A 13,881-nucleotide genomic window follows, 5' to 3' on the forward strand; every position below is an offset into this window, starting at 1 on the left:
GTCCCGATGAAGGTCCACGTGGACGAGACGAAATGCTGCGGGGCGGGCCAGTGCGTCCTCCTCGCCCCCGAGGTGTTCGACCAACGCGACGAGGACGGCATCGTCGTACTCCTCGACCCGGCGCCGTCCCCACCGCACCGTCCGGCCGTCCGCGAGGCGGCCGCGGTCTGCCCGACGGCGGCGATCACCCTCGACGAGGTGGAGTGAAGGGACCGAGCAGGCACTACTCCCTGGCAGCCGCCCGGTGCGGCCCCAACTCCCCCAGTACGGACTGGAGTTGTTCGGCGGTGAGGGAGGGCTCCGGCAGGGGTGGCTGCGGGTCCGGCGTGGAGGCGGAGGGGCGGAGGCCCGCGAGGAGGAGGGTGAGGGGGCGGCGCCAGGCGTCGGGGGTGGTGACGGCGGTGAGGGCGGGAACGGCGCGACCGAGGGCGGCGAGGGCGAAGAGGACGTCCTCGGTGGTGACATCGGCCCGCACCGTGCCCTCCTCGCGGCCGCGCCGCAGCAGGAGCTCGACGGTCCGCCGATTGTGCTCGTGGACGCCCTCCAGGACGTCCACCCCCCGCACCCGCGTGGTCATGAGGTCGTTCGTGCCCCGGTCGGCGGCCAGCGTGTCGAAGACCGCGCCGAGGTACTCGGTCAGCCCGGTCCAGGCGTCCGGCGCGTCGCGGACCCGGTCCCCCACCGCCATCGTGCCGGCGAGCTGATCGTGGAAGACGGCGTCGATGAGGGCGGCGCGGCTCGGGAAGTGCCGGTACAGCGTGGCGTTGCCCACCCCGGCCCGGCGGGCGATCACATCCAGCGGCGCTTCCAGCCCCTGCTCGGTGAACACCTCGTGGGCCGCGGCCACCAGCGACTCCCGGTTCCGCCGCGCATCCCGCCGCCGAGGCGGCGGCGCCCCACGTTCCGCACCGACGCCCATCCCGCTCCTCCACCCAGAACCCGCGACTCCGCGACCCCGATGCTAGCGCCGGCCCGACCGGGAGCGGGACGGTCCTGGTGGCCCACGACGCCGGCGTCCGAGGCCCCGGTGGTCTCCCCGCGCTCGCGGCGGGAGAAGCTTGATCCGAAGTCGTTGTCCCCCCAACTCCCAAGGAGACGACCGGATATGACGAGACGGCAGACGCGGCGTGCGGTGGTGCGTGGTGGGGTGGCCGGTGGGCTGGTGCTGGCGGGGGTCGGGGGCGGGAGCGCCTCGGCCGCCGGGAGGTTCGCCGAGAGCCCCGCCGGGAGCCGGGGGTCGCGACGGGGGGCTGCCGGTGCGGGTGCGGAGGTGTATGTGCCGGTCGCCGTCGGGGCCGGGGGCGGGCCCGTCGGCAGTGACCGGGTGCATGTGCTGAAGGTGGGCCCCCGGGACGCGGAGACCGTGGTGGTCCTGGTGCCCGGGATGTTCGGGGCGGCGGGCGACTTCCGCCTGATGGCCCGGGACCTGGTGACCTCCGTGCCCGGTGTGCAGGTGTGGGCGCTGGACCGGCGGGAGGAGAACCTCGCCGACCGGACCGGGTTCACCGGCACGGCGCCCGACCCCGTGGGCTACTACCTCGACGGGCGGTACCGGGCCCTGGAGCCCGCCTCCGCCGGGTACCTCGGGCGCTGGGGGCTGGAGCGCGCCCTCGACGACCTGCGGTGCGTCGTGCTCGCCGCTCGCGCGGGCGGACGGCGGCGGGTCGTGCTCGGCGGGCACTCCTGGGGCGCGACCAGTGCGCTGGCGTACGCGGCCTGGGACTTCGACGGGCGGCCCGGGTACCGGGACCTCGCGGGGCTCGCGGTCCTCGACGGGGGCGTGCGCGGCGCGTTCGAAGGCACCGGGGCGCCCGTGCGGGACTCGCCGGAGGAGGTGCGGGAGCGGCTCGCGGCGATCGCCGGCGGGCGGGTCCTCGACATGACGCTCAGCGGGGTCGGACTGGGCGCCCGTGCCGAGAGCACCCAGATCTGGTACCAGCTCGCCGGGTGGTACGCCCACCACGACCCCGAGGGCCGGTCCGTCCTCCAGGACCGGGTGCCCGAGGCGCTGCGGGTGCCGTTCCCCGTGACCAACGCCGCGCTGCTCGGCAGCTTCGTCGACGCCGGCTTCGGCTGGCCCAACGACATCAGCGTCCACTCCGGGCACCTCGCCCCCGCAGGGGACGACGGTGGCGTACGGGGGTGGGTCGACGACGGGATCACACCGATCGGGCGGGTCGCGCGGGCGTACGCGGGGCCCGTGCCCGGGGTGTGGGAGTGGTACTGGCCGGCCCGTCTCTCCGTCGACCTGGACGTGAGCGACGCCTACGCCGACACCGACCTCGCCCGCTCCCTCGGACTGCGCCTGCGCCACGCCGCCGGCCTCGACATACCCCTCTACGCCTTCCAGACCAGCTACTCCAAGGGCACGGTCGTGGAGAGCGCCCGCCGCGTCGTCGCCGAGTCCCGCGTCCCGTACGCCGCGTACGCGTCCGACGAGGGCATGAACCACCTCGACCCGCTCTTCGCCGCGACACCCCACAACACGGCCACGCGAACGCTGGGGGAGTTCGTGGGGAGGGTGACGGGGACGACAGGGGATCGGTGACGGCCGGGCCCGGTGACGGCCGCGGGCGGCTTGTCGCCGCCCTCAGAGGGTGCGGGCCAACAGGTTCAGCAGGGCCGTCCAGTGGCGTTCCGTCGCCTCGGGGCTGTGCATGGCGGTGTCGGCCTGGGTGAAGCCGTGGTGGGCGCCCGCGTAGACCTCGCCCCGGTGACGTACGCCTGCGGCGGTGAGGGCCTTGTCGAGGCGGGCGATCTGGTCGGCGGGGTTGGTGGAGTCGTTGTCGGCGTGCCCGAAGTACAGCTCGGCGGTGATGCGGTCGGCGAGGAGATGAGGGCTGTCGGGTGCGTCGGTCGCGAGGTACGCGCCGTGGAACCCCGCCGCCGCGGCCACGCGCTCCGGGTACGTCCCCGCCGTCCGCAGCGCCAGTCCCGCGCCCATGCAGTAGCCGGTGATGCCGACCGGGCCGCCGTTCGTCAGGGGCGAGGCCGCCAGCCAGTCCAGGTAGACCCCGGCGTCCCGCATCGACGCCTCGGGCGTCAGCCCGCGCATCGCAGGGCGGATCCGCTCGATGATCTCCGGCCGCTCCCCCGGGTCGATGAACGCCGGCAGCTCCACCAGGGGCGCCCGCCCGCCGCGGTACATCACGTTGGGCAGCAGGACGACGTACCCGGCCGCCGCCAGCCGCTCCGCCATGCCCTTGAGGTGCGGGCGCACCCCGAACGCGTCCATGTAGAGCAGGACGGCGGGGTGCGGCCCATCATCGGCCGGATGACAGACGTACGCGTCGACGGTCCCGTCGGGGGTGGGGATGTCGACGGGGGACGTCTGGACGGACAGGGCGGGGCGCGGAGCGGGACCGGAAGAGGGGGTCATGGGCTGATTCCCTTGCGTGAAAGGTGAGTTGGCGTGCTTACGGGAGGCTCGGGAGGACGGAGCCGGGAGACGGTCCGGTCGCCGATGCCGGACGGAGCCGGGAGACGCCAGCCGTCGGGTCGTCGGGTCGTCAGGTCGTCGTTCGCCAGAACGTCAGTCGTCGCAACGTCAGCCGTCGCAACGTCAGCCGTCGCAACGTCAGCCGTCGGGACGTCAGTCGTCGGCGAGGGCCATGCGGGCGGTGCCCGGCTCGCCCCGTACCGCCGCGTCCGTCAGTTCCCTCACCCGGCCGGCCGGGACCGGGACGCCGGGGGTCTCGAAGAACCAGCGCCCCGCCTCCTCCTGGCCGAGCCCGGCCGGGCGTTCCGCCAGGTACGGCGTGACGTACACCGGCGTGCCCGGCTCGGCACGCCAGCTCTCGGCCAGGGGGCCGAGATCGACCGCGTCGTAGCCGAGGGTGTCGAGGAGCCGGATCACCTCGTCCTTGGCCGCCGCGTGGTCGCCCGCGACGGGCAGGGCGCTGCGGTCGGCGGCCCCGGCGGGCCGGGCGCTGGTGAGCAGCCGCCGGAAGTCGATGGTGTTGAAGGCCTTGACCACGTACGAGTCGGCCAGGTGCCGCTGGACCAGGGCGCTGGAGGTCAGGCCGCCGTCGTCCAGTTCGGCGAGGCGGCCGTCGCGCTCCGGGTAGTAGTTCATGGTGTCGATCACGGTCCTGCCGGCCAGGTCGGCGGCGGAGAGCCGCGTGTAGACGTGCAGCGGGATGGTCGCCACGACCAGGTCACCGGCCCGCGCGGCCTCGGCGGGGGTGGCGGCGTGGGCGCGATCGCCGAGTTCGGCGACCAGGTCGGCGAGGGTCTCGGGGCCGCGCGAGTTGCTCAGGACGACGTCCAGCCCCGCGGCGACGGCCAGCCGGGCCAGCGCACCGCCGATCATTCCGCCGCCGATGAGTCCGAGGGTCTTGGTCATGGCGTCGGATCGCTCCTTGCTGTCGAGTAACGTGATAACAAGTTCCGCAAATGGAACTGAGTGTCACGCTAGCCACTGAGTACCAGACCCGCAAGCAAGGGGTCGGGCAGGGTTAACATCGCGGGGTGAGTGAGGTGAGCGGAGCGGCCCGCGCGAACACGCGGAACATCGCACGAGCGGCCGTACGGGCCGAACTGGCCCAGGTCGCCTTCGAGTTGTTCCGCCGCGACGGCTTCGACAAGGTGACGCTCGACGATCTGGCGTCGGCGGCCGGGGTGTCCCGGAGCACGTTCCTGCGGTACTTCGGCACCAAGGAGGACGCCGTCCTCGACGCCTTCGACGCGCACGGCGGCTGGGTCGCGGACGCGCTGCGCGCCCGCCCCGCCGACGAGGACGACTGGACGGCGCTGCGCCGGGCACTGGACGCGGTCATCCAGCGCTACCACCAGGACCCGGTCGGCTCCCTCGCCACCACCCGGCTCGTCCGGGACACCCCCGCGCTCTGCGCACGCCAGCTGGAGAAGCAGCACGGCTGGCGGCCGACACTGGCGAAGGCCCTCGCCGAACGTCACGGTTCCTCGGGACCCCCGACCCTCGCGGAGACCGTACGGGCCGCCGCCGCGCTCGACTGCCTCAACATCGCCCTCGACCACTGGACCGCCTCGGACGGCGACCTCGACCTCGTCGCCCTCCTGGACGAGGCCTTCGCGACGCTGACGCCATAGCCGACGCCATACAGGCAGTCGTGGCTGACGCCATGGAGGTAGCCGTAGCTGACGCCATGGAGGTAGAGGTCAGACGTACACGATCGGGCAGGCGCGGCGGATCGAGTGCTGGGCCGCGCGCAGGTACAGGGCGACGTAGAAGGCCATGTCGAGGTCGTCGGCCCAGGGGCCCGGCCGGGTCGCCGCCAGCCGCTTCGCCGGCCCGTCCAGGAACCACATGGTCAGGTCGAGGTTGTCGCACATCTCCGGGACCTCGGCCGTCGGCAGCTCGACGGCCGCCGCGAGCCGCTCCGCGAGCGCCAGCACCTGGGGGGCGCCCGCGACCACGGTCTCATCCGTGTAGCCGGACTCGACGTCGTCCAGCCGGATGTCCTCCTCCAGCGACAGCGGCACCAGCACGGTCCAGCCGAGCAGGGTCTCCGTCTCCTCGCGCGTGAGGTGGGCCCCGCACAGCGTGACGAACCCGTCCATCGGCGGGACCAGCTTCTCCTCGAAGGCCAGCCCCGAGCCGCGGACCAAGTCCGTCCGTCCGGGCACCGAGTCGTAGGGCCGCAGCCCCCGCCGCGCCAACTCCTCGTTCAGCGCGGCGGCCACCCGCCCCCGCCCCTCCTCCTCGTCCTCACCGAACCAGTCCTCCGCATCGACGCTCACCAGGTAGATGCCCATGGCCCGGAACGTACCGCGTGCCACTGACAGCGCGGGGGTGTAGCGAGCTACACCCCCGATCCGGGAGGTCACTCCCTCGTGGCGAGGCCGGCCGAACGGGATCGTTGAAGCACGAGGTCGAACGGACCTCACCCCTCCCCTCCTCACCCCCGAATCCCCGAAGGGATCTCCCATGAAGGCCCTGCTCGGCTCGAAGCCCGTCCTGTGGTTCCTGTTCCTGTTCAACCTGGTCGTCGCCGCGGTCGCTCCCCTGGTCGTCGACGGCGCGCAGGGCGTGGCCACCGCCGTCGGCATGGGCGTCGTCTCACTCGGCGCGGGCGTCAGCCTGCTGCGGGGCCGAGGACAGCGGCAGCACGCCTGAGCGCCACCGCCGGCGAGCCGACGAGTCTCGGTGACGTGGGCCGTATGCGCGGAACCCCGTGCCGCCCACACGCGTCCCTTCCGTTGTCCAGCTCACCGAGGCACCGCCCGGCGTCGGCCAGTCACACAGAGAGCGAATGACCACCGTGTTCATAGCCATCCTGTCCGTCGTCCTCCTGCTCGCCATCGGCGGCTGCGTATGCGTCTACTGGACCGCCCGGGGCGACGCCCCGCGCTGGGCACGGGGCATCGCCCGGACGACCGAGGTCGCGAGCGAGCTGGCCCTCAGCGCGAACAGCAAGTCCCGCGGCGGCAACGGGGACAACGACTAGGACGCGCCCGGCTCGTACGGCCAGGACCGGCACGCGCGCCCGCCCGCACAACTCCCGGGCCCCCGGAGCGGTCATCCTCAGTGACATCTCCCCCGTGGGGGCGGTGCAGGGGACCCCGAGGGGGACACGTGGGAGTTGTCAGGGGTGGCGGAGCCGACGGCGCGGCACATCAAATCGCCTACTTTCTGAGGGAGTCGGCGGCCACGGAACCCGGGCGGAGGGCTGCCGCCGTCAAGGGGCTCGGGCGGGTGGGGCGTTGGGCGGCGGCGTACGGGGACGTGGTCGCCGGTGTGGCGGAGGCCGTCGTACGGGCCGCTCAGGACCCCGCGGCCGTGGTGCGGGCCGGGGCGGCGGACGCGCTCGGCCGGCTGGGGCCCGTCGGAGGGGACGGCGCGGGCGCGGTGGTCCTCGGTCTGATGGGGGACCCGGACGGCGGCGTACGGCGTCGCGCGTCGCTCGCGGCCGAGCGGCTCGCGCTGGAGGGGCCGGACGTCGTCGGGGCGTTCCGGCGGCTGATGTCCGACGACTCGGACTGGCACCTGCGGCTCAACGGTCTGCTCGGGTTGGCCCGACGCGAAGGCAACCCCGAAACGGCCGTCCTCATACGGCTGTTGGGCGACACCGGTACACCGGTGTGGGGGCACGCGCGCATGGCCCTCTACCCGTTGCTGGGAAAGCGGCGCGTACGGGAGCAGGTCCTGCACACCGCCCGGTACGGCCGGGGTCTGTCCCGGGCCCGGGTCCTGGACATGCTGCCCTCGAAGGACCTGGCCCGGCTGCGCGGCTCGCTCATCGAGGGCCTGCGCGACGAGTGCCCTGCCGTCCGGGGCATGGCCGCGTCCAAGCTGCCCGACGACCGGCGCTCCCGCACGGCGGTCCTGGCCGCGCTCGCGGCCGAGACCGACGCGGAGGCTGCCCGGCAGATGCTCCACACCCTCGGGTGGTGGGGCGAGGAGCGGGCCGAACCGCTCGCGGTGCGGTGGCTGGACCACCCGGAGTCGGGGTCCACCGCCGTGTGGGCACTGGCCCGCCTGGACACGCCGGAGGCCTGGGAGTGGATCAGGACGGTGGTCGCCGGCGGGCCGGGCCCCGAGCCGGTGCCCGGTCGCGGGCGTCCCGATGTCCGGGACGCCGCCGCCACCGCGCTGGGCGAGCGCGGGGACGCGAGGACCACCGAGTTGCTGCTGCCGCTCCTGCGCGATCCCGACGAGCGGGTACGGCGTGGCGCGGTACGGGGTCTGATGCAACTCGGGCGGCACGAGCCGCGAGGCGCGGAGCAGCACGCGGACCGGCGTGCGGTGGTCGAGGCGCTGCTCGGTCTCCTGACGACCGACGAGGCGATCCTCCACGACACCCGGAACGCGCTCAGCAACTACCCCGAGACCCTCCCCGCCGTACGGCGGCTGATCGACCACCCCTCGGACGAGGTCAGGGCGACCGTGCTCTCCCTCCTCGACGCGAACGAGGAGAGCGATAGGGACACGCTCCTCGCGCACCGCCACGATCCGTCGGAATCGGTCCGGTTCCAAGCCCTGTGGGGGATCGGCCGGTACGTGGACACGCACGGAGAGCTGCCCCTCGCAGCCGCCGGAACAACCCTGCGGGACGAGATCGGGCGACTGGCCCACGGCCCCTACTCCTCCATCACCTCCTTCAACATCCGGCTGACGGCGGGCCGCATCCTCGACAAGCTGGAGAAGGAAGGGAAGGCCTGACCAGAACGTGGAACGGCCGGCTCGACGCGGTGGGCGTCGAGCCGGCCGTTCCAGGTGTCCGTCGGCGGTTCCAGGTGTCCGTCGGCGGTTCCGGGTGTCCGTCGGCGGTTCCGGGTGTCCGTCGGTGGTCAGTCCGTGCCGGACTCCATCGCGGCGCGGTCCAGCAGCGCGTCCTCCTCGGAGACCTCGCCGCGCGAGGCGATGGCCTCGGCGCCGCCCTGCGGCAGCTCCGGCATGGTGCCGATCAGCCCGGTCGCGGCGGCCTGGGAGGCGCCGATCATGGGGCTGCCGGTGCCGATCAGGCCGAGGCCCGCGTACTGCTCCAGCTTGGCGCGGGAGTCGGCGATGTCGAGGTTGCGCATGGTGAGCTGGCCGATCCGGTCGACCGGGCCGAAGGCCGAGTCCTCGGTGCGCTCCATGGACAGCTTGTCCGGGTGGTACGAGAACGCCGGGCCCGTGGTGTCGAGGATCGAGTAGTCCTCGCCGCGCCGCAGGCGGAGGGTGACCTCGCCGGTGACGGCCGCGCCGACCCAGCGCTGGAGGGACTCCCGGATCATCAGCGCCTGCGGGTCCAGCCAGCGGCCCTCGTACATGAGGCGGCCGAGGCGACGGCCCTCCGTGTGGTACTGGGCGAGGGTGTCCTCGTTGTGGATGGCGTTGACGAGGCGCTCGTACGCGGCGTGCAGGAGGGCCATGCCGGGGGCCTCGTAGATGCCGCGGCTCTTGGCCTCGATGATGCGGTTCTCGATCTGGTCGGACATGCCGAGTCCGTGGCGGCCGCCGATGGCGTTGGCCTCCATCACCAGGTCGACGGCGGAGGCGAACTCCTTGCCGTTGATGGTGACCGGACGGCCCTGGTCGAAGCCGACCGTCACGTCCTCGGTGGCGATCTCGACCTCGGTGTCCCAGAACCGGACGCCCATGATCGGCTGGACCGTCTCGACGCCGGTGTCCAGGTGCTCCAGGGTCTTCGCCTCGTGGGTGGCGCCCCAGATGTTGGCGTCGGTGGAGTACGCCTTCTCCGTCGAGTCCCGGTACGGCAGCTGGTGCGCGACCAGCCACTCGGACATCTCCTTGCGGCCACCCAGCTCGGTGACGAAGGCGGCGTCCAGCCAGGGCTTGTAGATCCTGAGGTGCGGGTTGGCGAGCAGACCGTAGCGGTAGAACCGCTCGATGTCGTTGCCCTTGAACGTCGAGCCGTCGCCCCAGATCTGGACGTCGTCCTCCAGCATCGCCCGGACCAGCAGCGTACCGGTGACGGCACGGCCGATGGGGGTCGTGTTGAAGTACGCCCGCCCACCCGAGCGGATGTGGAACGCGCCGCAGGTCAGCGCGGCCAGGCCCTCCTCGACCAGCGCGGCCCGGCAGTCGACCAGGCGCGCGATCTCGGCACCGTAGGTCTTCGCGCGGCCGGGCACCGAGGCGATGTCGGGCTCGTCGTACTGGCCGATGTCAGCCGTGTAGGTGCAGGGGACGGCACCCTTGTCACGCATCCACGCGACGGCGACCGAGGTGTCGAGCCCGCCCGAGAAGGCGATGCCGACGCGCTCGCCGGCCGGAAGAGAGGTGAGGACCTTGGACATAGAAATTATTATGCATGGCAATGCATGATCATGCAAAGCCGCCGTCCGGTGACGGCCCTCACGCCCGACCCGACCGACACGATCCGTCCGCCGATCCCCTCACCCTTCGAGTTCGGTGAAGAGGGTCAGCTGGAGGGCGCCGGGGGCTTCGAGGCGGGAGTTGAGGGAGTTCCAGGGGGTGCGGGTCGGCTCGGCGATCACCTCGGCACCGGCCGCCGCCAGCTTCGCCGTGGTCGCGGTCGAGTCGTCCACCTCGAAGGCGACCCGGATGTGGCCGGCCACCCGGCGGCCGACCTCCACCTCGTCGATGAACTCCGCGTGCTTCGGATCGGTGATCTCCAGCGTCGCCCGCCCCGCTTCGAGGATCGACACCCGCCCCCCGTCGGACGAGAACGCCGCCCGCTCGGGCAGCCCCAGCACATCACCTGTTTCTTGCGAGGAGGCCCCGGCGTTCACGCCGGGGAGGAATCGCATCCGGGTGTCGTGACGCGGAGCGTCGCCGCATCCGGTTCAGGGCGCGGAGCGCCCGTAGCGCTGTCGGTGTCTCGGAGGTGATGGGAACGCGTGTGCCTGTAGTCGCTGGTCGGGGTGGTGGCTGCGGGGTCGGGGGGCGTTTGTGCGGCTGTCGTACATATGGTCCTTCGCAGGGTTCGGGACGGCACGATGTCCCGGCCGGGGAGCGTGAGGGGGCGAGATGGCGCAGGTGACGGCCGCTGCGGAGTCCGGGCATGCCTGGTACACGTACCGGCTGCGCGTGTCGTCCACTGCCCGCACCGCACTGGCCGCGGAGTGGGACCGATGCCGCTGGGTGTGGAACGAATGCGTCGCCAAGTCCAGGGCCGTACACCTGCACAGCAAGACCCCGGCGGGAAGGCCACGTGTGGCCCGGCTCAGCTCGACAGGATGCTGACCGAGGCCCGCGCCCGTACGCCGTGGCTGCGCGAGGGCTCGTCGGTCGTCCAGCAGCAGGTCATCCGCGACTTCGGCCGCTCCCGCGCCAAGGCGCACAAGGACATCGAAGCGCGCCTGCCCATCACGCGCCGGGCCGGGATGCCCACGTACAAGAAGAAGCGCGAGGCACTGGCGACCCTCAACTACACGCGGCGTGGGTTCCGGCTGAAGGACGGCCGGCTGCATCTGGCGGGCGGCATCGTCGTGACAGTGGTGTGGTCGCGGGACCTGCCCACCGAGCCGTCCTCGGTGCGCGTCTACCAGGACAGCCTCGGGCACTGGTATGCCTCGTTCGTCGTCCCCTCCCAGGTCCAGCCCCTGCCGGAGACCGGCCGTGCACTCGGCGTCGACTGGGGCGTGAAGGAGACCGCGACCACCACCTCCGACGCGCACGACCTCCCCCACGCCGGGCACGGCAGGAAAGCCAAGGCCCAGCTGACCCGGTACGACCGGATGATGGCCCGCCGCAGGCCGGAGAAGGGCAAGCCCGGGTCGAAGGGCTACCGGGAGGCGAAGAAACTGCGGGCGAAGGCGCACAAGAAGGTCGCCAGGCAGCGTGAGGACACCGCTCGCAAGTGGGCCAAGAAGGTGGTCCGTGACCACGACGCCATCGCCGTCGAGAACTTCCGCCCCAAGTTCCTGGCCAGGACGACCATGGCCCGCAAGGCCGCCGACGCCGCCATCGGCGCCACCAAGACCGCTCTGGTCGAGATGGGCCGCAAGCACGGGCGGGACATCCGCCTCGTCCACCCCGCGTACACCACGATGGACTGCGCGCACTGCGATGCGAGAGCCAAGCACGCAATGCCGCTGGGTGAGCGCACCTACACCTGCACCGTGTGCGGAAACGTGTCCCCCAGGGACAAGAACTCCGCACGCGTCATGCTCGTCCGGGCAGGTCTCAACCCGGCTGGTGCTGATGGCGCAAGACCTCCTGGAGCGCTGCTCCGGGAGGCGGCCTGAGCCAGGAATCCCCTTCCCTTCAGGGAGGGGAGGATTCAAGGTAGAAGTGCAGCGCGGCGTCGTAGTCGGCGGCGGTGACGACCAGCCGGAGTTCGCGGACGGGGGTGGTCTCGTCGGGCACAACAGCTCCTGGGCTACTCGGGGTCGGGGAACAGAACGGTGATCGTGGGGCGGTCAGACGAGTCCCTCCGGCAGTGTGACCCCCGCCCCCGCCAGGTGGCGTAGGGCCGCCGCCGTGGAGTGGCAGTCGAAGAGGGCCGAGTGTTCGTCGCCCGGGGCGGCGGGCCGGGCGAGTCCCAGGGTCTGCCAGAGGCGGCCCGAGTTGACACCGGTCGTCGCCGGGGCGACGGCGTTCAGCCACGGCCGCACGTTGAGGAAACCCGGGGTGAGCGCGCTGTGCTCGATCTGCTCGCCCCGGGCCCGGGCCCAGCCGACGTTCTCGCCGAGGACGACCATGTCGTTGCCGTAGGAGAGGACCGCCCCGTCCCGGCAGAAGCCGAGGAAGTCGCCCAGGGCCCGGGCCGGCGGGAGGCCGTCCCGGTCCACGCTGCGCTGGTCGATACCGGTGAGGGTGGTGAAGAACGGCGAGAGCCGGGGGTTCACCACCGGGCGGACCAGCGTCTCGTACTCCGCCACGACGGAGTACTCCTCGTTCACCCGCACCGCGCCGATCTGCACGATCTCCCGCAGGTGGCCGGGGGCCGACCACTCCTGCTCCATGGCCCCCGGCCAGGTGGTGAACTCCAGGTCGAAGATGACGAACGTGGACAAGACGCTGGCTCCCGGGTGTGCGAGGACGGCTACGGAAGCGTCCTACCCAGCAGACCGTCCGGCAGGAACCGCCGGGCGTCCCCCGCCGCCAGCCGCGACTTCGCCCCGGCCCCCGAACCGGAGTCCGAACCGGAATCCGACCGGGCCCCGGACCCGTCCCCCGCATCCGCCCCCGGGTCCTCCGGCGTCGGGCACAGCGCCTCGATGACGTGTTCGTTGATCGCGTCGTCGATCGGGCTCGGCTCCAGGGCCGTGCCGTCCGCGTTGAGGCGCTGGTACTTCATCAGGTTCCAGCCCATGGAGAGCTGGCGGTCGCCGTCCGCGCTGGTGAGGCTGATGGTGCCCGCGCCGAAGACTCCGCCGTCGTGGCCCCAGAACCGCCCGCAGCCGGGCACGTCGAGGGTGTAGATGCCGAGGCCGTAGTCGATCGCGGCGCCCGGGGCGAGCTCCACCGGGACCGTGCGCCGCATCTCGGCGAGCGACGAGCGGCGGAGCAGGTCACCGGTGAGCAGCTTCCGGTAGAACCGGTTGAGGTCGTCCGTCGTGGAGACGATCGCGCCGGCCGTGTACGCCCAGGACATGTCGTAGACGCTGTAGTCGCGGGGCGGGTCGATGAGCCCGTAGAACGACTCGTACATCCGGGAGTGCGGGCCCTTGATGTACGCGGTGCGCGGGTACGAGGTGTGGCGCAGCCCGGCGCGGTCGATGACGTTGCGGGTGATGTACGTCGACGCCTTCTGGCCGGTCACCTTCTCCAGGATCAGGCCGGCGATGACGTAGTTGGTGTTGGAGTAGCTGCCCGGCTGCGCGCCGGGGCGCCCGGTGGCGGGGGCCGCGAGGCCGAGCCGTACGAGCTCGCGGGGGCGGATCGAGCGGAAGCGGTGCTCGTCGAGGCTGGCGGTGGAGTTCTGGGCGAGGGAGGGGAACGCTCCGACGACGTAGTCGCCTATGTGGCTGGTGTGGTTGAGGAGCATCCGTACGGTGACGGCGTCCCCGCGCTCCCGGGCGTCCCCGTCGGTGCCGGTGCCCTCGAACAGCTCGGGGACGTAGTCCGTGACCGGGGCGTCGAGGCTGATCCGGCCCCGCTCCACCTGCTGGAGGATCGCCACGGCCGTGAACGTCTTGCTGATGCTGCCGACGCGGTGCCGCATGTCCGGGGTGACCTCACGGCCCGTGTCCACGTCGGCCAGCCCGGCCGCGCCGGTCCAGCGTTCCCGGCCGTCCCGCACGGACGCGTACGTGCCGTACATCCCGGCCTCGTGGACCGCGTCGAGCGTCCCACGCAACTCGGCCCGGTCCAGCCGCTCCCCCGACGCGGCCGGGCCGGCCGCCTCGGCGGCGGGTACCGCCGCGCCCAGCAGAAGTGTGGTCCCCAGCACTGTCCCCACGAGACGTTGCACACGCACGACGTGTCCCCCTCGATCCTGACGTTCCGACGGCCCCGGACGGTCAACTCCGTTGCCCTGTCAG

Annotated in this window: 14 protein-coding genes and 1 pseudogene; 7 read left to right on the forward strand and 8 right to left on the reverse strand. The window is 72.5% G+C overall.

Features of this window, described 5'->3' with window-relative positions; translation table 11 throughout:
- Positions 1-6: 6 nt before the first annotated feature.
- Complete coding sequence (locus HW837_RS02725; RefSeq protein ID WP_093790758.1) at positions 7-207, forward strand: ferredoxin; 201 nt, start codon at positions 7-9, stop codon at positions 205-207.
- A gap of 16 nt (positions 208-223) precedes the next feature.
- Here the strand turns inward: HW837_RS02725 and HW837_RS02730 are convergent, their stop codons facing one another.
- A complete protein-coding gene (locus HW837_RS02730; RefSeq protein ID WP_093790759.1) occupies positions 224-919 on the reverse strand; it encodes a TetR/AcrR family transcriptional regulator in 696 nt (231 codons plus the stop codon).
- A 186-nt stretch (positions 920-1,105) separates the two neighbouring features.
- On the opposite strand from HW837_RS02730, the gene HW837_RS02735 reads away from it, so the two are divergent.
- Positions 1,106-2,548, forward strand: coding sequence for an alpha/beta hydrolase (locus HW837_RS02735; protein WP_193382398.1), 1,443 nt, complete (start codon positions 1,106-1,108; stop codon positions 2,546-2,548).
- A 42-nt stretch (positions 2,549-2,590) separates the two neighbouring features.
- Here HW837_RS02735 and HW837_RS02740 read toward each other — a convergent pair whose 3' ends face one another.
- Entirely contained in the window at positions 2,591-3,379 is a 789-nt protein-coding gene (locus HW837_RS02740) for a dienelactone hydrolase family protein (protein WP_193382397.1), read from the reverse strand.
- A 213-nt stretch (positions 3,380-3,592) separates the two neighbouring features.
- Positions 3,593-4,345 carry an NADPH-dependent F420 reductase gene (locus HW837_RS02745; protein WP_093790762.1) on the reverse strand — a complete coding sequence of 251 codons (753 nt, stop codon included), beginning with the start codon at positions 4,343-4,345 and terminating at the stop codon, positions 3,593-3,595.
- Between the two features lie 125 nt (positions 4,346-4,470).
- On the opposite strand from HW837_RS02745, the gene HW837_RS02750 reads away from it, so the two are divergent.
- The gene (locus HW837_RS02750; protein WP_234379805.1) at positions 4,471-5,070 is read left to right on the forward strand and encodes a TetR family transcriptional regulator; all 600 of its coding nucleotides are present in this window, start codon (positions 4,471-4,473) and stop codon (positions 5,068-5,070) included.
- Positions 5,071-5,139: 69 nt separating this feature from the next.
- On the opposite strand, the gene HW837_RS02755 is transcribed toward HW837_RS02750, so the two are convergent.
- Positions 5,140-5,736 carry a hypothetical protein gene (locus HW837_RS02755; protein WP_193382396.1) on the reverse strand — a complete coding sequence of 199 codons (597 nt, stop codon included), beginning with the start codon at positions 5,734-5,736 and terminating at the stop codon, positions 5,140-5,142.
- A 172-nt stretch (positions 5,737-5,908) separates the two neighbouring features.
- On the opposite strand from HW837_RS02755, the gene HW837_RS02760 reads away from it, so the two are divergent.
- The 3 genes from HW837_RS02760 (at position 5,909) to HW837_RS02770 (ending at position 8,143) form a co-directional block, all read left to right on the forward strand.
- Complete coding sequence (locus HW837_RS02760) at positions 5,909-6,097, forward strand: hypothetical protein (protein WP_045558652.1); 189 nt, start codon at positions 5,909-5,911, stop codon at positions 6,095-6,097.
- 136 nt (positions 6,098-6,233) lie between these two features.
- Positions 6,234-6,428, forward strand: a complete 195-nt coding sequence (locus HW837_RS02765) for a hypothetical protein (protein ID WP_045558651.1) — start codon at positions 6,234-6,236, stop codon at positions 6,426-6,428.
- Positions 6,429-6,676: 248 nt separating this feature from the next.
- Entirely contained in the window at positions 6,677-8,143 is a 1,467-nt protein-coding gene (locus tag HW837_RS02770; protein WP_473774452.1) for a HEAT repeat domain-containing protein, read from the forward strand.
- Between the two features lie 128 nt (positions 8,144-8,271).
- Here the strand turns inward: HW837_RS02770 and argG are convergent, their stop codons facing one another.
- Both argG and HW837_RS02780 read right to left on the reverse strand, forming a co-directional pair.
- Positions 8,272-9,726: an argininosuccinate synthase gene (gene argG, locus HW837_RS02775; protein WP_193379399.1), complete on the reverse strand. Its 1,455-nt coding sequence runs from the start codon at positions 9,724-9,726 to the stop codon at positions 8,272-8,274.
- 99 nt (positions 9,727-9,825) lie between these two features.
- The gene (locus HW837_RS02780; RefSeq protein ID WP_237269841.1) at positions 9,826-10,200 is read right to left on the reverse strand and encodes a VOC family protein; all 375 of its coding nucleotides are present in this window, start codon (positions 10,198-10,200) and stop codon (positions 9,826-9,828) included.
- A 220-nt stretch (positions 10,201-10,420) separates the two neighbouring features.
- Here HW837_RS02780 and HW837_RS02785 point away from each other — a divergent pair.
- Positions 10,421-11,640: pseudogene (locus HW837_RS02785) on the forward strand (RNA-guided endonuclease InsQ/TnpB family protein).
- A 174-nt stretch (positions 11,641-11,814) separates the two neighbouring features.
- Here the strand turns inward: HW837_RS02785 and HW837_RS02790 are convergent.
- Both HW837_RS02790 and HW837_RS02795 read right to left on the reverse strand, forming a co-directional pair.
- Positions 11,815-12,411, reverse strand: a complete 597-nt coding sequence (locus tag HW837_RS02790; RefSeq protein ID WP_045558646.1) for a 3'-5' exonuclease — start codon at positions 12,409-12,411, stop codon at positions 11,815-11,817.
- A gap of 29 nt (positions 12,412-12,440) precedes the next feature.
- Entirely contained in the window at positions 12,441-13,817 is a 1,377-nt protein-coding gene (locus HW837_RS02795; protein ID WP_045558645.1) for a serine hydrolase domain-containing protein, read from the reverse strand.
- Between the last annotated feature and the right edge of the window lie 64 nt (positions 13,818-13,881).

Source organism: Streptomyces caniscabiei (genome assembly GCF_014930365.1).
GTDB lineage: Bacteria > Actinomycetota > Actinomycetes > Streptomycetales > Streptomycetaceae > Streptomyces > Streptomyces caniscabiei.